Source organism: Halobacillus sp. K22, assembly GCF_052246795.1.
GTDB lineage: Bacteria > Bacillota > Bacilli > Bacillales > Halobacillaceae > Halobacillus.
Map to the genome: position 1 here is coordinate 55,384 of NZ_JBQQCN010000022.1, position 18,977 is coordinate 74,360.

General features: G+C 44.5%; 22 protein-coding genes. 12 read left to right on the plus strand and 10 right to left on the minus strand.

The window, feature by feature from the left end; all coding sequences use genetic code 11:
• Positions 1–54 precede the first annotated feature (54 nt).
• The 10 genes from ACTWPM_RS15255 (at position 55) to ACTWPM_RS15300 (ending at position 6,434) form a co-directional block, all read left to right on the plus strand.
• Positions 55–276, plus strand: coding sequence for a spore germination protein (locus ACTWPM_RS15255; RefSeq protein ID WP_443133888.1), 222 nt, complete (start codon positions 55–57; stop codon positions 274–276).
• A gap of 11 nt (positions 277–287) precedes the next feature.
• The gene (locus ACTWPM_RS15260; RefSeq protein ID WP_443133889.1) at positions 288–515 is read left to right on the plus strand and encodes a spore germination protein GerPB; all 228 of its coding nucleotides are present in this window, start codon (positions 288–290) and stop codon (positions 513–515) included.
• 44 nt (positions 516–559) lie between these two features.
• A complete protein-coding gene (gene gerPC / locus ACTWPM_RS15265; protein ID WP_443133890.1) occupies positions 560–1,111 on the plus strand; it encodes a spore germination protein GerPC in 552 nt (183 codons plus the stop codon).
• Positions 1,108–1,320, plus strand: a complete 213-nt coding sequence (locus ACTWPM_RS15270; RefSeq protein ID WP_443133891.1) for a spore gernimation protein GerPD — start codon at positions 1,108–1,110, stop codon at positions 1,318–1,320. The genes gerPC and ACTWPM_RS15270 overlap by 4 nt, the downstream gene beginning before the upstream one ends.
• On the plus strand, positions 1,301–1,681 hold the full coding sequence (locus tag ACTWPM_RS15275) for a spore germination protein GerPE (RefSeq protein WP_443133892.1): 381 nt from the start codon (positions 1,301–1,303) through the stop codon (positions 1,679–1,681). Before ACTWPM_RS15270 ends, ACTWPM_RS15275 begins: the two co-directional genes overlap by 20 nt.
• 69 nt (positions 1,682–1,750) lie before the next feature.
• Entirely contained in the window at positions 1,751–1,969 is a 219-nt protein-coding gene (locus tag ACTWPM_RS15280) for a spore germination protein (protein ID WP_014642510.1), read from the plus strand.
• Between the two features lie 174 nt (positions 1,970–2,143).
• Entirely contained in the window at positions 2,144–3,007 is an 864-nt protein-coding gene (locus ACTWPM_RS15285) for a dimethylarginine dimethylaminohydrolase family protein (RefSeq protein ID WP_443133893.1), read from the plus strand.
• 272 nt (positions 3,008–3,279) lie between these two features.
• Positions 3,280–4,044: a DUF4397 domain-containing protein gene (locus tag ACTWPM_RS15290; protein ID WP_443133894.1), complete on the plus strand. Its 765-nt coding sequence runs from the start codon at positions 3,280–3,282 to the stop codon at positions 4,042–4,044.
• 230 nt (positions 4,045–4,274) lie between these two features.
• Entirely contained in the window at positions 4,275–4,913 is a 639-nt protein-coding gene (locus tag ACTWPM_RS15295) for a YczE/YyaS/YitT family protein (protein ID WP_443133895.1), read from the plus strand.
• Between the two features lie 819 nt (positions 4,914–5,732).
• Positions 5,733–6,434 (plus strand): DUF421 domain-containing protein, encoded by a 702-nt coding sequence (locus tag ACTWPM_RS15300; protein ID WP_443133896.1) that lies wholly within the window; start codon positions 5,733–5,735, stop codon positions 6,432–6,434.
• Between the two features lie 137 nt (positions 6,435–6,571).
• On the opposite strand, the gene ACTWPM_RS15305 is transcribed toward ACTWPM_RS15300, so the two are convergent.
• From ACTWPM_RS15305 to ACTWPM_RS15340, 8 genes are all read right to left on the minus strand, one after another.
• Positions 6,572–6,823 (minus strand): DUF3221 domain-containing protein, encoded by a 252-nt coding sequence (locus tag ACTWPM_RS15305; protein ID WP_443133897.1) that lies wholly within the window; start codon positions 6,821–6,823, stop codon positions 6,572–6,574.
• On the minus strand, positions 6,816–7,043 hold the full coding sequence (locus tag ACTWPM_RS15310; RefSeq protein WP_443133898.1) for a DUF3221 domain-containing protein: 228 nt from the start codon (positions 7,041–7,043) through the stop codon (positions 6,816–6,818). The genes ACTWPM_RS15305 and ACTWPM_RS15310 overlap by 8 nt, the downstream gene beginning before the upstream one ends.
• 176 nt (positions 7,044–7,219) lie before the next feature.
• The gene (locus ACTWPM_RS15315; RefSeq protein WP_443133899.1) at positions 7,220–7,648 is read right to left on the minus strand and encodes a DUF4830 domain-containing protein; all 429 of its coding nucleotides are present in this window, start codon (positions 7,646–7,648) and stop codon (positions 7,220–7,222) included.
• Between the two features lie 403 nt (positions 7,649–8,051).
• Positions 8,052–8,339 carry an HNH endonuclease gene (locus ACTWPM_RS15320; protein WP_443133900.1) on the minus strand — a complete coding sequence of 96 codons (288 nt, stop codon included), beginning with the start codon at positions 8,337–8,339 and terminating at the stop codon, positions 8,052–8,054.
• Positions 8,340–12,041 carry a helicase-exonuclease AddAB subunit AddA gene (gene addA, locus ACTWPM_RS15325; RefSeq protein ID WP_443133901.1) on the minus strand — a complete coding sequence of 1,234 codons (3,702 nt, stop codon included), beginning with the start codon at positions 12,039–12,041 and terminating at the stop codon, positions 8,340–8,342. It abuts the gene before it with no gap.
• Positions 12,035–15,541 carry a helicase-exonuclease AddAB subunit AddB gene (addB, locus tag ACTWPM_RS15330; RefSeq protein ID WP_443133902.1) on the minus strand — a complete coding sequence of 1,169 codons (3,507 nt, stop codon included), beginning with the start codon at positions 15,539–15,541 and terminating at the stop codon, positions 12,035–12,037. Before addB ends, addA begins: the two co-directional genes overlap by 7 nt.
• A gap of 168 nt (positions 15,542–15,709) precedes the next feature.
• The gene (gene lepB / locus ACTWPM_RS15335; RefSeq protein ID WP_443133903.1) at positions 15,710–16,246 is read right to left on the minus strand and encodes a signal peptidase I; all 537 of its coding nucleotides are present in this window, start codon (positions 16,244–16,246) and stop codon (positions 15,710–15,712) included.
• Positions 16,247–16,301: 55 nt separating this feature from the next.
• A complete protein-coding gene (locus ACTWPM_RS15340) occupies positions 16,302–16,949 on the minus strand; it encodes a TVP38/TMEM64 family protein (RefSeq protein ID WP_443133907.1) in 648 nt (215 codons plus the stop codon).
• Positions 16,950–17,162: 213 nt separating this feature from the next.
• On the opposite strand from ACTWPM_RS15340, the gene ACTWPM_RS15345 reads away from it, so the two are divergent.
• Positions 17,163–17,579, plus strand: coding sequence for a hypothetical protein (locus ACTWPM_RS15345; protein WP_443133904.1), 417 nt, complete (start codon positions 17,163–17,165; stop codon positions 17,577–17,579).
• Here the strand turns inward: ACTWPM_RS15345 and ACTWPM_RS15350 are convergent.
• Entirely contained in the window at positions 17,500–18,027 is a 528-nt protein-coding gene (locus ACTWPM_RS15350; protein ID WP_089752121.1) for a competence protein ComK, read from the minus strand. The two genes, ACTWPM_RS15345 and ACTWPM_RS15350, sit on opposite strands and share 80 nt — an antisense overlap.
• Before the next feature lie 143 nt (positions 18,028–18,170).
• Positions 18,171–18,293: a hypothetical protein gene (locus tag ACTWPM_RS15355; protein ID WP_443133905.1), complete on the minus strand. Its 123-nt coding sequence runs from the start codon at positions 18,291–18,293 to the stop codon at positions 18,171–18,173.
• A gap of 48 nt (positions 18,294–18,341) precedes the next feature.
• On the opposite strand from ACTWPM_RS15355, the gene ACTWPM_RS15360 reads away from it, so the two are divergent.
• Positions 18,342–18,806 carry a DUF3939 domain-containing protein gene (locus ACTWPM_RS15360; RefSeq protein WP_443133906.1) on the plus strand — a complete coding sequence of 155 codons (465 nt, stop codon included), beginning with the start codon at positions 18,342–18,344 and terminating at the stop codon, positions 18,804–18,806.
• The last annotated feature ends 171 nt before the right edge of the window (positions 18,807–18,977 follow it).

Consider the following 18,977-nt stretch of genomic DNA (forward strand, 5'->3'; position numbering starts at 1 on the left):
TTATTCTGTTATTTAGACAATTGCGTTTCATAAAATAAAGAAAGGAGTTTTTCGATGCCGGCAAAAGTAGGAGCCGTAAATGTGACGTCCATATCCAGTTCCAGTATATTCAACATTGGCGACGTGTATAATATGGCCCCACAGGCCTGGGTAAAAACATTTGCTGGCGGCGGATCATTCAACACAGGAAATGGAATAAAAATTGATATTAACCGCTCCAACACCTATGTAAATGATCAGGAAGTCATTGACCAATCCTTAATTAACGATACCTAGGAGGATGCTTCATGAACATTACCGTTCACCAGTCTATCTGCATTCATGTACTGCGTATTGGCACTGTGGCTAATTCATCGATCGTTCAAATCGGCAGTTCAGGAGTCATTCAAGCCAAAGCTGATCTATATAATACGGGAGCTTTTAAAACTGCTGCGCCGGCTGCTCTGCCTGCAGAAGGAACAGTAGAGATTCCGGAAACAGAAGGTCCATCTCTTGTTCCACTTTCCATATCATAGTCTATTTTATCGTGCATAAAGATAAACCAGGGGGGTGATCTCATTTGAACAACAATTACCAATCATGGCAGGCATGGGTCCAGCAGGTTATGAAGCACATGGAAAAACAACAACAGATGATTAATCAATTGACGCAGAAAATTGAACAGCTTCAAATGAATGAGCACCCTAAAACCGTAATTGAAAAAATTGAGTACCATTTTGATCAGCTGAAAATCGATACTCTGGAAGGAACTTTGCAAATTGGACTAACTCCGAATGGAAGCGATGCAGCGGATATCGGTGATTTTTATGCAAACCAGGGTCAGATGCCTCCACAGCAGGACCCCGTCCTTCACCAACTGCAAAAATATATGAACACGGACATTCCCCAGTGGATGAATCAATATACGCGCGATCACGATATCCCTGTCACGGATCACCACAAGGAGCAGATTATTGCCGATGTAAGGAAGCAGCTCTCTCAGAGGATAGAACACTATAAGAATCAGAATCCGGACTTGGATGATGCCGGTCTCGTCAATCAGGTCCAAAATGAAATCAGGCATTCCATAGCTCAATACTTTGATTCTTTTCAAGGAGATGGTACCTCATGAATCACATCGTGCACAACTATGGTCTCCACGTTGGGCGGATCCGCGTAACGGCGGTCTCTTCCTCCTCCGTCTTCCTGATCGGAGATAATAAAACGATTCGCTTACAATCCTATTTCGATACACCGCCGGAATCCCTGATCATTGGCCCCTATGTTCCAATAGATGCGACCGGTGAAGCTGAAGTCATTGATGATGGTGAAAATGTATAACCGCATGGTGTACGTCGATCAAATCGATATTACCTCTGGACTAATCGCCTCTCATATATCAATCGGTGACGTGTACCAGGCGTCCCCCTGGTCCAAAGTGCTGGCTGTACAAAAAGAAGGCTCTGAGTTTGTTTCAGATACGTTCAACTTTGAAGATTTCCCAATTTTCTCACTGCAGCCCACCAGCCCTTTACCTCCGATTACTGTTCCTTCCTACAACTACCAAAACCAGGCGATCTATGTAAGTGATGTCCATGTTACCGGGGTCTCCACCGCTGGAATCGTGCAGATAGGAGGCATTGAACACATTGATGCCGTGTCCAGAACAAAACACATCCGCCTCTTAAGTGACGAACAATAGATCATTGTTTCGCATAGGTTGTAACTATATCGTCGAATCGAACTAATTATAAGAAGGAGGCGATCATGAATGCCGGCCATAGTCGGTCCCATCAGTATAAATAGTGTCGGCGGCGGGGTCGTAAACTTCGGGGATTCCTTCTATCTTTCACCTAAGAGTACTTCAAAGACAAATGCGGGCTCAGGTGCCCTCAACACAGGAAACTGGATTGTCTGTAACAACGGTATAAGTTCTACGAATCCTTTTGATCCTGATGTCAACGATCAAAACGTTACCGCTAATGCATAAAGCTGGTTTATTATTAAGTGAAATATTCAAAATGTACGCACGGAAAAAAAGAAGCTCAAAGTCTAATAACTTTGAGCTTCTTACATAGTAGGAGTCAATTTCCTTATTTTTGAAGGTTTTAGGAAGGATGACCCGGGGAATTAACCATGAAAGCGCAAGATGGAGGTTATGAAGATGAAGGAATGCACACTGAGCAATAGGATTCACTGCAGAACAGAATATTCTGCTTTAAAAAGAGTGCTGGTTGTGACACCATCCTTTATGAAAATAACGACTGTGATAAATGAAACACAAAAGTATTATGAGGATGTAAACATCGATATTCCCCGTGCTCTTGACCAGCATGAGACCTTTGTCCATGTACTCAAAGACCATGGAGTCGAAGTGGTTGAACTTCCTGCTGCCCCTGATTTACACGAGCAGGTCTTCACCAGAGATATCGCCTTTGTAATTCATGACCAACTTTTCGTTGCTTCGATGAATGAGCATGTCCGTCAGGAAGAAACCTCGCTGCTTAGAGAATGGCTTTATGAATATTCGATCCCTTTTCAGGAACAGTTCCCTGATTCCATCGAGGGCGGTGATGTTTTGATAGATGGAAAGACTGTCTGGATCGGAATAAGCGGACGTACCTCACCCCAGGCTATAGAGACCTTACGTGAAAGACTGCCTTCCTATACGATTGAACCGTTGAAGCTTGAGGATGATATTCTGCACCTGGACTGTGTATTCAATATTATTAGTGAAGGTACAGCTCTCGTTTACCCTCCCTCCTTTACTGATAGTGGATTGGATAAGCTTCAATCCCAGTTTAATCTAATTCCGGTCACTCGTGAAGAGCAGTTCCATATGGGACCGAATGTTCTCTCCATTGAGGAGGGAAAACTTATCAGTCTCTCTCAGAACCAACGGTTGAACGATGAGCTGCGTTCAAAGGGTTTCCAAGTGATTCCCATAGAATTCTCTGAGATTATTAAATCGGGCGGATCTTTTCGCTGCTGTACGCTGCCATTACTACGAGCATCTGATCATAAATAAGAGAACCTAAAAATAACCTGCTGGTAATTTAATCTTTTAACCGTTCAGGGCCATTTGAATAGGTCAAATAATTTAGAACGAATATCTATTTGAAGCGGAAGGTCTGTACAGACCTTCCGCTTTTTAGTCTGATGATAAAGGGTCCTTATTATTTTCCATCTATCCATCTCCCTTTTCATTAAGTCATAAAGCCAGATTTTAAAAATGGGGTCTCATTTCTGATCATTTGAATAAGCTTATTTGGGGAGTTATTTTATGAGAGGAGCCTGCCCATGTATAATTATGACCCTTGTGATCAATTGGCGTGGCATGCTGCAAAGTACGAGATGCTGGCGAATTATTATAAGTATTCCGACCCTCAGAAGCACATCTATTATTACCAAAGACATTTGGAATGCATGCAGCGGTGGATCATGATGCAAGAACGTGGTGAAAACTCTGGCATGATGGGAATGAACAGTGAAGCGAAGGTCCGTGTACTCCACGCTTCGCCGGATGCTCCCGCCGTCGATGTTTATGTGAACGGCCAGAAGGTTCTTGAAGGCGTTACGTATAAGCAGCAAAGTGAATATCTAAGTGTTCCAGCAGGCCAATATCGAATCGATATTTATCCTGCGGGAGAAACGAATCAACCGGTTTTGTCGCAAAACGTCTCCGTCGAAGCAGGTAATATGTACACAGTAGCTGCTGCCGGCAGACTGAACAACTTGCGGCTGATTGCCGTCGCAGATAATGACAGCATTTCGTCTGGAAATGCCAAGGTCCGCTTCTGGCACTTATCGCCAAACGCTCCGAACGTAGATATTGCAGTCCAGGGTGGAGATGTACTTTTCCGTAATGTACCATTCGGAAAAGCTACCCGCTACCTGAACCTGCCACCGACGACCGCTAACCTTGAAGTCCGCGTGGCAGGCACAAATCAGACAGCCTTAACTATACCAAATGTTACCTTAAATCCTAACCAGGCCTATACAGCTGTTGCCGTTGGCTTAGCTGGTGGAGATCCTCCGCTTGAAGCAATTTTTCTTCAGCCTTAATAAAAAACATGCAGCGATCCCTTTGGTTTCGCTGCATGTTCTTTTTTGTGCTTGTAAGAAAGCTCACACACTCTCTAGAAGAGCAGAATTATTTCAAAAATGGTGAAAAATCGCAATTTTAATCTAACAAATTCTGTGCATTGACTCACTAAATAATCGCTAATAGAATGTGGTCACGATTTTAGAGAAATCTCTCTAACGTCAGTATATATGGAAGGGAGGAGTACCTCATGCTTTATCGATCCATGGTTTACCTATTCGGAATGCTCGTCAACTTTTTCGGAGTCGCCCTTTTAATTAATGCAACACTTGGGGCAGGGTTTTGGACATCCTTTTTTATTGGAGTTTCTGATCATCTTGGTTTCACGGTTGGATTCTGGTACGGTGCTTTTCAACTGCTAATTATTTTTATTAATGCGAAACTTATGAAGAATCTCCCCGAGGTAAGAGCCGTAGTGCCAGTGTTTATGGAAAGTTTGATTCTTGACTTTTGGCTTGAAATTGTATTCGCAAATGTCGATCTATCGACAGCTCCATTTATTCTGCAAATCGCAGCTCTATTTACCGGCGTAGCTATTATTGGACTCGGAGTGGCTATCTATATTCTTCCTCAGTTTCCGCGTGCCCCGGTTGATCAGTTGTTCTTAGCAGTCAGTGCACGGTTTAACTTGAGCCTCCAAACGGGTCAAACCCTGGTTGCGGTAACCATGACGTCTCTTGCCCTGCTCATTGGAGGACCAGTGGGACTTGGAACTCTTGCACCAATGCTGTTTCTCGGTCCTGTCATCCAGTATTGTTATACAAGAGCCTACCCTCTTTACTATAAATTTCACCCTGATGGTGAACGGGTTTATCAACAAGCTGTCTAACACGCTTAAATATGAAAGCCGCATGGTTCACAGGAGAACCATGCGGCTTTCTTTCATAACTCTGTTAAACCTCCCTGTTGATCTTAGGGTTAAGCTCCCATTACTTGAAGACTCAGTTTCGAGATAAATGGGCCCGTTATTCTAGATGGAAATGGGTTGGTGGGGAAATAACTCGCTTTCCTAGGCCCTACACGACGTAGGGTCGATCGACGTTGCCACAGGACGTGGCGACCTTAGTCGATGCTCCTTTTACGCTGAGCTTCCTTGCTCGTTTCACTCCCTGCGGGACCTCACCTAGTTCCTTCTCCTATGGGAGTCTCGCCATTTCCCCACCACCCCAATATGAATAGAAAAACGGACCTTTCTAGAAGAGAAAAATTCTCCTGCTTCATTGGGATTAAATGCCTTTTTGACAGGCTATTGAGGGTATTTATATCCTGAAAATGGGTAGAAAACCACGTGATCTAATTCCTCATCACGCAGATGATGATGTTTGAAGTGGTTTTGAGCTTCTGATTTGGCAAGGTGCGAAGGGGGGGGATGAAGACTCCTGCGGGATGAACATGATCGGTGAGACCCCGGAGAGCTTTAGCTCGAGGAGGCTCAGCACATGCCCGCGGAAAGCAAATTCTCCCCCGGAGGACCTTTCCTCTCATAAAATACCTCGAATTCGTGTCTTCCACAATCCGGCCCTATTGCGTAATAAGTCTATTATGAGAAATCAACACTAAATTTTAACAGAGTCTTATTCATAATTACTTCTCGATAGGCAACTATACTATTAGGAATAGTTGACTCTTATAGGATGTGACCCAGCTCTTGGAATTTTTCTTAAGTCAGGAATCGTTGAATCATTTTCAATGGGTAATGCGTGCGGTTGTAGGATTTCTCTTTTTAATAGGAATCGCAAAAATGATGGGGCAGCGATCGATTTCACAGCTGCGCTTTTTAGATTTTGTCATGGCTTTATTAATTGGAAACATTATGGCCCACCCCTTGTCCGATGAAGGGCTGGGCTTAATGGGTTCCATGATAACGATGGGCACGTTAACAATTCTTTATCTCGCTGGAATATTCTTAACCTTACGCTGGCCGCCCCTAAGAAGGATATTCGATCCTCCTCCGCTCACTTTAGTTAAAAATGGGGAGATTTATTACCGGAACTTGAAAAAAGCCCGGATTACCATAGAGAATCTGATGTCTGAACTGCGAAAGGAAAAAGTCGATAATGTCCAAAAAGTCGCTTTAGCTCTATGGGAACCAGGCGGCTCTATTTCTCTTTTCACAGAACCGAAATACCAGCCGCTCACTCCTTCTGACATGGGAATGGCTGTAAAGCCCTTTGATCTCCCTCGAATCATCATAAAAGAAGGAAGAATTAATGATAATGAACTAAATTTTTTAGGATATGATCTCCGTTGGCTGAAGCAGCAGCTTAACAGCCAAAAGGTTTCCCTGACTAATGTCCTCCTTGCCACCGTAGATCATGAGGGATCGTTAACGATCTGCCTCTATCGGTAAAGTAAAACTTTCGATCAGAAAGGATGCTATTCCCCATTCTTGGATAAAGACTATTTAACTGACCATAATCTTCTGTCATTCATCTTTAATTTGAATGGTGTGAGTAGTTACATCTACACCCTGGTCAAGGAGTATTTTTACAGACAGTGATTCTGTTTCTCGTTAAATTGAGACGAAGTAACAATTGGAAATTGATTATCTTCTTCTACTTTATTAGGTGCTTGATCTTGCACCTTAGAGATAGCTTTCCTTATTGCTTCTGCTTCTGACAATTGAGCATGTGCAGGTGTACCCTTAGATATAACTTCTATGTCTTTCACCTTTCCTTGACCCGGGTATGATTCTGCAACGCTGCCATCAAGCCACACCTTTACCTCTTGGCTAGCCAATCTCTATACGGTCCGGGGCATCTGATCCCCAAAGCGCATCATAAAAATCCGCGTTACCATTATCATTCGCATCTTTAGGTTCCGGGGACACGACTAATATACGCCCGTCCTCTTTATCTGTTACATATCCTTCAATATAAGGCTTTTCTTTTAGTACACCTGAACAGCCTGCCACGAAGAATAACAATGCTAATACATAAAACAAGAACCTTTTTGCCATCCCCACCCTCCTTTAGAAACCTCTATGCTCTTCCCACATAGAAGAGTATAGTGGAAAATAGAAAATATTGTTTCCAGAGATTTGGTTACGATATAGGTCAGGTAAGGAGGATTCACTTTCCATAGCCCTGAGAAAAATGAAACTTGAGGCTTCCGTAGATCTAAAAACCGATGGTGTTATTTAACAGCCCCCTCTTTTAGAGGAAATCCTCCTGGAACACGCCCCTCCATAATTCCTTCTGAACCTATAATTTTTCCATCGATCTCATAAATAACCGCAAAAATTTCCCTTCCATTCTCTTGTTCTTCTTCTAATGTATAAGTCGTTTTTTTAACTTTTTTTCCTTCATATTCATATAAATCAACTCCATTTCTTCTCAGTTGCGCCATTAACTCAGGTAAGTAATCGATTATTTCTACAGATTGATCGTTCCATTTCTTAATCCTCCAACCATAGGAAGAGATATAATCCACATGCTCCTCTGGTATTTCGTGTGAAGTTTCCCCTTTATTATCGTCAAATTGCTCCATTGCAGAATCACTTTTCATATCGTTACCACAAGAAATCATAAATATAGCAAGAGTAAGCAAAAGTAGACGCTTCACCAGTCATCCTCCTTGGCTTAATTTTGGACGAATATTCTGTGAACCATAAGGTCTATATTATTGCTGAAACCTTTTATGTTGAGGTTGTTATAACCACTTTCCACTAAGAAGAGGTACGCATTATGAACACCGTTTAGAATATTAAGCTCATAACTCTTACATTACAGTCTAACATTCCTTCTATGGGATGAACGGAAAGAAAATATCAGCTATACCTGATAATCCAAATCATTAACAATCAGATGAATCCATTGCTCTTTATTTAATTCTTAGGTACTCTCAGAATCTCTACTAATAACAGTGCTCCCACATTTTTATATAAAAAAGAAGTCCAGATAAGGGCTCATAAATCCCCAAAACTGAACTTCTAATTGAATCTAATAACTATATTCCAGAAGAGCTGCTACCTGCGGCGCCTGCGGTTGGACTTTCTGGTGGTGACTTCTTTTTGAGGGTCCTGCTTTTTTATCCAGCGTAAGTATTTTTCCATATCCGGATGCTCACGCAGACGCTCAAGGGTATGATAAAAGTTCGCCAGTTCTTCATTAGTGAAGAGGGCATGGACCTGTCGGTGGCAGGCACCGCACAACCACACCGTCACTCCCATGGCCCCGCCGTGCTGTCTTGGAATTAAGTGGTGTTCCGTCGTTCTGACCGGTGTACGAAAACACAGTTCACATTTATCTTCCATTTAATCGACCTCCACAAGTACAGACCCTTCAAACAAGTACAAGCAGCTCTTACGAACCGGCTCTTTCCAAATCTTTTCTAACGCAGAGCGGTACATCTCCATTTGGGTATGATACCGTTCTTTCATGGCTTCTTCTACCGACTTCTTCTCAGGGTCGATTTGATCTGATTTATAATCTAGAATCATCCAGCCATCTTCATAGGGAATCATGGCGTCAATAACCCCCTGAATGAAGACCTGTTCGTTTTCCGGTGCTTCCCAATCCGCATACACTTCATGCGCCGGGAGCGTTAGACTGAACGGCACCTCCCGTTCCACCTGTTCCGCTTCCAGAACAATTTGCCCCACTGAGGTGTCAAAGAAAGCCGCAATCGCTGCGGTATCAATGACGTCAGCTTCCTCACGGCGAAGCACCTCTTTAAGTACAAGATGTTCGACAAACTCTTCTACCTCTCCAGGAGTGTGCTTATGAGAGAATGGAATATGCTGCATGACGGTGTGCATAGCACTTCCTTTTTCAGCCGCAGACAATCTTTGATCAACTTGCATAAAACGGGGCCGCTTCTGGATCGGCGCCTGATAGGGAACTAGCAGCTGATCGCTTGAATACTCATCTTTCGTTTCACGCTGCCTTTTAATTTCTGTAACGGTCTGTTTAGCCCGGGAGTACGCTGCTTTATGATGAGGATAAACGAAGCTTAACCGCTTCTCGACCATGTCCTTTCCTTGAGCATAGCCTTCTGCTGGCTGCCACTCTTCAACAGCTGCACGCAGCTCATCGTCCCTCTTCTCCTGGGATTCGTCCAGGACAGCAAATTGACTGCCATGCGCTATGCTCACTTTCCATTCCGAAGCATCCGCATAGATGTCCTCGGATGTTGTCACTTCAATACTGCCCCGAAGATCTTCGGCGTGCTGGTGCCGAATTAATGCCGGTCCCACCCAGTCCAGGTAGGATTTGGCATCGAGTCGGTCGTGAGGCGGGAGCACCCATTCCGGTGAATCCAGGAACGTCTGCCATTTTTCCTGTTTTTTATCAAAAGAGGCAACATTCCCGACCATGACCAGTTTTTCCTTTGCCCGGGTCATCGCTACATATAAAACTCTCATTTCCTCTGCCAGCAACTCTCTCCGCTTCGCCTGCTTTAAGGCGTGATAAGCAAGCGTCGGATACATCAGCCGCTTCTGAGGATTAATGTACCTTGAGCCAAAGCCATAATCTTTATGCAGCAAGTAGCGGTCCTTCAAATCCATCATATTAAACTGTTTATCCATCGCACCTAAGATGACGACGGGGAACTCAAGTCCTTTACTTTTGTGAATGGTCATGATGCGAACAACATCTTCCTGTTCGCCGAGGGCACGGGCCGCTCCGAGATCATCGCCCCGCTCTTCCATTCGTTCAATAAACCTTAGGAAGCGGAACAATCCTCGGAAGGACGTGGATTCATAAGATCTCGCCCTGTCGTAAAGAGCACGGAGATTGGCCTGGCGCTGTCGTCCTCCAGGCATGCCACCAACAAAATCGTAATAGCCGGTTTCGCGGAATATATCCCAGATCAGCTCCGATAATGCTCCCTGTCTTGCCCGCTCTCTAAAGCTTTCCAGCAGATGAAAAAAGCTTTCTACCTTCCTGCCTAATTCATCATTTCCAGGATACTCCTTGATAGCTTCGTAATAACTGACCCGCTTTTTAACAAGCCGGAGTCTCGCGAGCTCATCTTCATTCAGTCCGACAATCGGCGACTTCAAAACCGAGGCAAGCGGTATGTCCTGCATTGGGTTATCAATAACTTTTAACAGGCTCAGCATGATCTTAATTTCTATCGCTTCAAAATAGCCGGTCGAAAGTTCCGCATAGACCGGAATACCCTGCTGTTTCAATTCATCAACGATCATCGGCGCCCAGGTCATCGACCGCATTAACAGCACAATATCCCGGTACTGAATCGGACGCTTCGTGCCTGTTTCTTTATCCATCACCTCGAGCGGGGGCTCGTCGTCATGACCAAGCCACTTACGAATCATTTGTCCGTAAGCTCTCGCTTCTAACTGGGCTTTTTCCAGGTCTTTATATTCTTCGTTCTCTTCCTGTTCTTCCTCCTTGGATTCCCGGTCGATCACAAAGAGTTCAGCTTCAGGGCTTGAAGGAGCCCATTCGTCATACGTATGATTACTGTAGATAAGCTCGGCTTCTTTCTCATACTCCATTTCGCCCACTTCTTCATCAAGCACCTGACGGAAAATGTAGTTGGTCGCATCCAGCACCTGCTTTCGGCTTCTAAAATTGCGCGCTAAGTCAATTCGCTCGCCATCGTTTTCAAGATAGCCGTAAGCCTTATATTTTTGCAGAAACAAAGAAGGCTCAGCATGACGGAAACGATAAATACTCTGTTTCACATCACCCACCATAAACAGGTTGCCTGCTTCGGGTGCATCGGTTAACAAGCGGAGCAGTGTCTCCTGTACCAGGTTTGTATCCTGATATTCATCAATCAGGACTTCACTGAATTGCTCGTGAAAGCCGGCAGCTACGGATGAAGGGACCGGCTGATCTGGAGTCGAGGATTCATCGAGTAAGATTTGCAGACAGTAATGTTCCAAGTCGGAAAAGTCCACAATCGCTTTTTCTTTTTTTAACTGTTCATAGCGCTGCTTGAAATCTTTAACCACCACAGCCAGTTGTTCCATGACCGGGTAAAGCTCCTGCATATCCTGCAAATAACTGCTTAAGGATCTTGAGAACCACTCATCCCGCATCTCATTCCAGCGTTTTTTATAGCGGTCACGGATTTTTTTCGCCTGCTCTTTCTTCTCTTCGCTGCATTCCATCTTTTTCTTAGAAAGTGTAGCGAAGGACTGCTCACTTATATACGATTGCAATTCTTCCCAGGAGTGAGCCATTGCCCCTTTAGCCTGTTGAATCATCTCAAGATCTGAGTCAGCTGTTTCCCCATATGTGTAAGGACCATCCGGTTCTTTGGTGAGGTCTAAAAACTTATGAGCTTCCGCTTCCATCGCTTTTAAATGACTGCTGACTTCCTCTTTCAAAAGATGAAGCCATGGAAGCTGATCATCTCCATCAATTTCCTGAACGTTGTACATCTCCACCATTTGATCCAGCCATACTTCCGGCCACGGATTCTGGGTAGCAAAGGTGTACAGCTCAAGGATAACCTTTTCCACATCCAGATCGCTGCGGTCGCTGGAAAAACGGTCGACAATATCAAAGAATCTTTCCTGCTCTTCCCCTTCTTTTCCATACCAGTCTTCAAACAGCTCCTCCAGCACTTCCTGCTGAATGAGATCGGCTTCTACCGTATCCGCGATTCGAAAGCCCGGGTCAAGATCCAGCCGGTAGGCATACCTGCGGACCACTTCCATACAAAAAGAGTGGAGCGTAGAAATCGATGCATTTTGAAGCAGCGAGAGTTGTTTCTTTAAATGATGGGAGCCAGGATTATCCTCCAGCGCTTTACTTAATGCTTGTCCCACCCGGTTTCTCATCTCCTGCGCAGCTGCATTTGTAAACGTAACGACTAATAAAGAATCAATGTCCGCCGGAGCATCTTTGTGCAGCAGTTTTTGAATAATCCTTTCGACGAGCACCGCCGTCTTCCCTGAACCTGCGGCAGCCGCCACCAGAATATTCGACCCATGGCTATAAATGGCCCGCTGTTGTTCTTCTGTCCAACTTACCAAGAAGATCCCTCCTCTCTGTTCATCATCCGTTCCAGTACATCTTCATCCTTTAGTTCTTTCAGCTTCCGGAAGTTATTCTCCTCAAGTGTCGGATCAAATTGACAGACGGAACGGTACGGACAGAAATTACATGCACTCTGCTGTTTCTGCTGGTAAGGATTCAAATCCACTTTTCCATCCGTTATATTCGTCCCTGCCCGACTCATCAGCTGTCGGATATATTCATTCAGCCTTTGGAACCGCTCGGCATCAGCCGTCTTAGAGTTTTTATAAAAACCGCCTTTAGCTTTCAGGCCAGCCGGTACAATCTGACTGTGACCCTTCTCTAGCCCAGTATCCATCATTTGAATGATACGTTCATTTTCAAGCAGAAGCCCCTGCATTTTGAACTTCTTGAAAATCTCTTCCTCAATCGCGGCATCCTGAAGCATACGACTGCCTGTAATCATCGGGTTATGCACGTGGAAATAAAGAACACCCGCCGGTGAAGCCGCAGTTCCAAGCCAGTGCTCGGCATTTGTCAGGACAACATCCAGATAAGCAAGCATCTGCAGGGAAAGACCATAGTACACATCCATGAGACTCAAGCCTTTAGCACTTGATTTATAGTCGATAATTCTTAAGAATAGATCGTCTTCCGTTAACGCTTTATCCACCCGGTCGATCCGTCCGCGCAGCATCAATTCATATCCGTTCGGTAAATCAAGCGACAGCGGCGGGAGTTTTGCATCTTTGCCGGTCCCAAATCCTAATTCCAGTCCCACCGGTGAAAAGTCACTGCTTCTTGCCTGCTCGCTCAGTACAAACGCGGCACGGGCGATTACCTGCTGAAGTTTCTTCTGGATATATTGATATCGGTTGGAACTGTGCAGAATCTGATTTTGAAGGATTGGAGCCAGCTGCTCTGTTGCCTTAGCGGCATAGCGAGTCGTTTCCTCTTTATTCAGCTGAGCAAAATCCCGGCCTTCACCCTGAACCCATTCTGTGATCTGCTTAAGCGCCTCATGGAAAAGCTGGCCGATATCCGGTGCATCCAGTTTATACGTACGGCGCTCCTCCAAGTTCAAGCTGTGCCTGGCAAAATATTGATAGGAACAGCTGTGATAGGTTTCGAGTCTTGATACACTTGTTTTCACTTGCTTATCAAACAGCTGCCCCGTCGTCTCTTCTCCGAGGTCCACAGGCTGATTGTTGTAAAACAGGCTCTCAAGCACGCGACGAGTCAGTCCATTAGGATCTTCCCGTTCGATATACCAATTCAGCACACTCCACCACACAGGCTGCATGGCATATCCTTTTAAATACCTGGCCAGCTGTGATGTAAGCGCTGATCTCGTTTTAACCGGAGTCGTAATAAAACGCTCCGCTTCATGAAGATCATCTGGATCCTGCAGCAGAATATGGTCTTTACAGGAAGGAAACAGCTCTTCCAGTCTTTGAATAATCGTTGCTGGGACTTTTGATTTGCCTTCTTCATTGCTTAAAGGATAGCTGACCCACAAGCGGTCTTTAGGCATGGTCAAGGCTAAATACACATAAAAGCGGTCATCGAGCAATTGCCTATTACTCCCGTCTGCAAGCTGCAGTCCATGTTCAGCCAAAAGGGAACGCTCCTGTTCGGAGATCATTCCGTCACTTGGCGGTTTCATTGGCCACAGACCATCGGTCACCCCTAACAAAAACGAAGCCTTAATCCCAGTGATTCTTGATCGGTCCACACTTCCGACAATTACATGATCCATGCTCGGAGGCACATGGGCGAAATTAAGAGATTCGAGTCCACTGTCCATCGTATTCCGGAACACCTGCAGAGACATTTTTTCTTCTCCTGCCATTTCCACCATTTCGTCAAGAAGCTGAAGGAAAGCATCATAGACCTGCTCCTGTTCTCGGCCACGCTCGATTTCCCCGCTCTGATCATAGCGGTTCCGCCACTCTTCCAGCTGCCTGGGCACTTCAAGATGTTCCAGCCACTCGTAAATGACAATGGCTTTTTCCTCAATCGTATCTACCGTACGTAATCGTTCGTCGAATGCTTCCAGTGCATGGCGCACCTGATTCCGATACGCGTTAATCCGCTGCTGCTTTTGTTTTTCTTCATCGGTCTGAGAAGCTTGCTCAAACCCTCTGAATCGCTGATAAATCCAGTCCTGGTTTGAGAACCACTGGGTTCTCGAGCGGATACCGTACTCGAGCACATAGTTTTCCAGCTCATCGATCGCATTTTCATTAAGCGGATACGTCTGATCTTTAGCTGGTATAAATCCTGTTTTTAACAGGCGGAAAAGCGCATCGTACCGAAAGTTCCCTTCTACGACATCGAGACCTGAGCGGATAAGCTCAATCATAGGATGATTCAGCATCGTCCTTTTTTCATCAATAAACACCGGAATTCCGTAGTCATTGAACAGGGTTTCGATTAAGCTGTGATAAACCTCAGGTTCCCGCATTAGAATGGCCATATCCTTATATCGATAGCCCTCTTCACGTACCAGCCGTAAAATTTCCTGGGCTGCTCCTTCCACTTCCGCACGGGGATGAACAGCCTCAGCAATATGAATCGGGGCCTGACCTTCAAAAGCAGGAGCCGGGCGCTGATCAAAGTATTTCTCCAGATGCTGAAAGGCAGGCTGGTCCTGCATGCGTCCTTTCGTATGATCCAGAATCTCTACATCATCCACCTGAGAGCCAGCTATTCTTGTAATTTCTTTTAAATTCAAATATGTTTCTTTCGTTTCATGAAAAAGGTCAAGTTCCGGGTTCACATCTCCCTCAGGCCGTTCAGTCGTTAAGGTGACGTGAACCTTGTCCACTTTTTTCAATAATTCTTCAAGTACGCCGCATTCCTGCGGAGTGAAACTGTGGAAGCCATCGATATAAACCTCGGCGCCTTCCAAAAAGCCTGCACCAGGAATTTTACTAGCGAGCAGCTGCAATTGATCTTCGCTGTCTATGTACTGCTCTCGTAAAGCGTCCACCAGGCGGTCATAAATATAATTTAAATCGTCAAGCTTATCTCTGAGTCCTTCTTCATGGCTTGTCGTATGCTGAAAGCGATCCAGCCCATCCATTTGAGCCTGAAGGTCCTCCGGAGTAATCCGGTACCGCTTGAATTCTGTAATCATGCCTTCCAGCTGTTCAATAAAGCCCTGCTTTTCGATAGCCTTCTGAAACACTCTCCAGTCCGACGTGCGTTCTTCCACGATTTTACGAAGCATCATCTGGACACCGGTAGACGTCAAAAACTTTTTCGTGCCGCCTCCCGTTTCCTGAAGCACCCTCCAGGCAAGCCTCGAAAAGCTGAAGACTTGCGCCCGGATTGAGCCTTCAATTCCCTCACGCTTCAGCAGCGCGTATTCCTGCTGAAACGTCATTTGTTCTGGAACTATATAAATAATAGGAGGCCCTTTAGGGTCTTCTTTTAATTTGCCTTCAATTTCTTCTAAACACCTTGTGCTCTTCCCTGCTCCTGAGCGGCCGAGCAAAAAACGCATCCCCATAAAACACACTCCTTCCTTCCATTTCCTTTTCTTCTAGTTTATCATTTTTTTCGTATTCTGCAGTCGAATGTGCTTTCTTTTCCCGTTGCTTTCGGACTCGTTTTCTATGAAAGTTTACCAGGCAGATTCACATAAAAAAAACCGCCCGGCGGACGGCGGAATTCTTCTCTAAAATTGTAGGGCTAACTGGGAAAATGGCCAGTAGCGGACATCCACTTTCCCGACTACAGTTTCGATCGGTACAAAACCAAAATAGCGGCTGTCGAGACTGTCCCTTCGATTATCTCCCAAAACAAACAAGTGGCCTTCTGGAACCTCCATCTGACCGGTCACCTCTTCTAACGTGAATTCGTTCGTAAAATCTTTTCCGTCATGCGGTCTCAACGCTTCCAGATACGTCTCCTCTACAAGCTTTCCATTTACGTAAAGCTTGTCATCCCGCACAGCTATTTTATCTCCACCCACACCGATGACCCGCTTCACATAGTCTTCCTTTTCGTTCGCATGGAATACGATTACGTCCTGTCTTCCAATATCCTGCAAATCATAGACGACTTTATTGACCATCAATAAGTTTCCGTCATACAAAGTGGGCTCCATGGATTCTCCATCCACGATATAGCTTGCAAAAAAGAAAGAGCGAAAAACGAAAGCAAGCAGTAAAGCTAGCAATACGGTCCGGATAAGATTACGATATTTTTTCATAGTTTAATCCTCCAGGTCTTCTTTCTATCCATATTTTACCCTTCCCGGATTAAACTTAATCACTTGCATGGCCCCTCCTCTCTGCCCTTTTCTGAATCCGCTTTTCTATGTATTTACCTGCTATCCAGAATAATAGAATACAGATCCCCACAATCACCGATTTCATCGGATTTTGAGCAAACGAGGCAATACTTGAGCCTACATATGCAATCGTAAAAATCATAACCGACTTTCCTAAAAGTACAGCCAGCATAAACTGCTGACGGCTCACGTTTGATAGCCCTGCTACAACGTTAATGATGGATGAAGGAGAAAATGGGAAGCACATTAAAAGAAACAATGGACCGAATCCATGTTCTTCTACCCAGGTCATGACTTTCTTAACTTGTTCATGACGTGTGATAAAGCGAAAGAACCGCTTCCTCCCAAGTCTTCGAATAATAAGAAAAACGCAGATGGCTCCCACTACGGAACCGATCCATGAATATAAAAACCCTTTAAACAAACCATACACGACCGAGTTTGCCAGCACAAAAGCCACTAAGGGCAGGATTGGCAGAAAAGCTTCCAGCAAAGGAAGAAGGATTCCCGGCAGTGGTCCGAAACTTTCTAATTGTTCGAGTTGTTGGATCACATAATCAAAAAGCTGATCATTTTCAGCCATTCTTCTGTAACGCTCAAGTGAGAAAGTAAATAAGTACATGAGACGGTGCTGCTCCTTATTCACACCGAGAGAACCAGTGCTTCTTTTCTCCATTTTATACGAAACCATCACTTATGCCTACCAGTAATCTGTGTATCGTAGTTTCTCCGTCTGCTTCCAGTTATAACCTTTTCCGAAAATCACTTGCATAATACGTTCTTTCACGTGATATAATAAACACAGAACAAACGTTCCCTTTTGGAGGAGAATAGTATGCGTTATTTAAAACAAAAGCAGCTTGATCTAGCTTCACGCTATTTATTTCTATCCATGGCGATTGCAGTTATCAAGCAGGATCGGAAGCATTTTGAATTAGGGAAATTCAAGATAAAAGAACCTTATTTAGAACTGCTGGGAAAGATGGAATTGGAAGCACGGGAAGAACGGCGAAAGCTTCGCCAGCAAATGGATCATCAAAAGCTGCAAGTAGTCGAAACCGGCAGAAATGATTCATTCACTTCGTTCTTATTCTTAGCTCACGGCTATGAAGAGAAACGAAACTATTTTAACCCGGCCATCCGCAAGAAGGTAGAAGTGATTCTAACAGAACTTATGAAGAGGTCCCAAACCTCAAATCGTGAGAAGCATCCAGCGGGGGTTGAGAAGCGTGCAGACGATCCTCAAGAATGAACCTGAAATGAGCGGTACGATGAAGCTGATTGGCAAACATGCCCACCGATACGGGGAGATTGAGGCTTGTCCCATTGGAAAATTGAATCGTTGTTGTATGATCGCTTTCACCCTTGTGGGTATGGATGTATTTTAAAGCGATCCAGGAGCACTCTTTACGCTTAGGAGAAATAATTGGGAAGAAATATATACCCATCGCTTCAGATATCACAATCGGCGGTTTGTGGGTATAGCTGGTCACTTGCTTTGTACCTAGAATACGGCCTTCCAGACTGCTGGCAAAATAACGGCAGGAATCATCGACCACCTGGCTTGGACATTTTAATACTTCAAAGCTTCCATGCTGCTCAACCACATGTGTAATCACTTGCCCTTGCTGATCATACTTAGCAATCAAGGCCATCGTTTGAGGGTTCACCTCATATTCTTTTTTTTGAAGATACTCCATCCTAGTAAACACCCTTTCTATTAAGCCGGCGGTAGTTCTTCCGAGACCCCGCCGCTTATCTTCTTAAATTTACCATAATACTGAATATAAAGTCTAAACATTCTTAATAAATGTGGAATTATACCAATTCTGATATACTACTATTAGGCCTTCTCTTTTTGTCCGGCTTGTTTTTCTCTGTCTTCTTTTTCCTCACTTTGCCCGAAGTCCGGGTTCAGCAATGTAAAAAAATCGAGTTCTGGCTGAAGATTTGTTTTATCTTTCAATTGACGTACCCCCATGTCATTTTCAATCATTTTAAAGGAGGAATATACGTGTGGAACCGTAAAAAAAAGCAAAAACCTAAGCAAAATGATCAACCTCTGGAAATTAGTGATCTCTCCATTGACGATGTCAGAAAAGCGGTTCATGCTTTCGCTGATGACAAACCAAATGAAGTTCCTCTTAGTGTCGTGATTAATCAGGATTTGACCCTTGATTACGAACTGCTCGCTCCCTATTTACACGCTATTCCCAGAAAAAACTTTTATATGTCACGAGAAACATATGAACTGTTTGAAGAAGAAGATTTACAGCTTGCTAAAGACATCGATGCCGTCCAGCAGGCCGTGGATGAATACATGAAACAAGCTCAGGAAGCTCCCGTGATCGATAATGATCCTTATAAGAAGATAAATTATTATAAGCTCGAAAAGCTCGACCTGTTACCTGAAAGACCAAAACGGGACTTTTATATGACAAACGAGGAATTTATGATTACGTACAAGAAACCACAGTAATCAATCTAGAGAAAGCCGCCTGAAAGCTTTTTTGAAATAAAGACTTGAACTACCCCCACTTACTCGCTGACGCTCCTTGAAGTTGGGGGATTCCTAAGAGCACGAACCTAACGGTTCGTTCAAATGATTAGGCTAGCCCCGTCGCACCGACGGTTGAAAGGAGTCGTTGAA

Bases quoted from the DNA above. Each gene is read 5' to 3' on its own strand.
- ACTWPM_RS15255 (WP_443133888.1), top strand. From the start codon at position 55: ATGCCGGCAAAAGTAGGAGCCGTAAATGTGACGTCCATATCCAGTTCC.
- ACTWPM_RS15260 (WP_443133889.1), top strand. From the start codon at position 288: ATGAACATTACCGTTCACCAGTCTATCTGCATTCATGTACTGCGTATT.
- ACTWPM_RS15270 (WP_443133891.1), top strand. From the start codon at position 1,108: ATGAATCACATCGTGCACAACTATGGTCTCCACGTTGGGCGGATCCGC.
- ACTWPM_RS15275 (WP_443133892.1), top strand. From the start codon at position 1,301: ATGATGGTGAAAATGTATAACCGCATGGTGTACGTCGATCAAATCGAT.
- ACTWPM_RS15280 (WP_014642510.1), top strand. From the start codon at position 1,751: ATGCCGGCCATAGTCGGTCCCATCAGTATAAATAGTGTCGGCGGCGGG.
- ACTWPM_RS15285 (WP_443133893.1), top strand. From the start codon at position 2,144: ATGAAGGAATGCACACTGAGCAATAGGATTCACTGCAGAACAGAATAT.
- ACTWPM_RS15290 (WP_443133894.1), top strand. From the start codon at position 3,280: ATGTATAATTATGACCCTTGTGATCAATTGGCGTGGCATGCTGCAAAG.
- ACTWPM_RS15295 (WP_443133895.1), top strand. From the start codon at position 4,275: ATGCTTTATCGATCCATGGTTTACCTATTCGGAATGCTCGTCAACTTT.
- ACTWPM_RS15310 (WP_443133898.1), bottom strand. From the start codon at position 7,043: ATGGCAAAAAGGTTCTTGTTTTATGTATTAGCATTGTTATTCTTCGTG.
- ACTWPM_RS15320 (WP_443133900.1), bottom strand. From the start codon at position 8,339: ATGGAAGATAAATGTGAACTGTGTTTTCGTACACCGGTCAGAACGACG.
- addB (WP_443133902.1), bottom strand. From the start codon at position 15,541: ATGGGGATGCGTTTTTTGCTCGGCCGCTCAGGAGCAGGGAAGAGCACA.
- lepB (WP_443133903.1), bottom strand. From the start codon at position 16,246: ATGAAAAAATATCGTAATCTTATCCGGACCGTATTGCTAGCTTTACTG.
- ACTWPM_RS15340 (WP_443133907.1), bottom strand. From the start codon at position 16,949: ATGTACTTATTTACTTTCTCACTTGAGCGTTACAGAAGAATGGCTGAA.
- ACTWPM_RS15345 (WP_443133904.1), top strand. From the start codon at position 17,163: ATGCGTTATTTAAAACAAAAGCAGCTTGATCTAGCTTCACGCTATTTA.
- ACTWPM_RS15350 (WP_089752121.1), bottom strand. From the start codon at position 18,027: ATGGAGTATCTTCAAAAAAAAGAATATGAGGTGAACCCTCAAACGATG.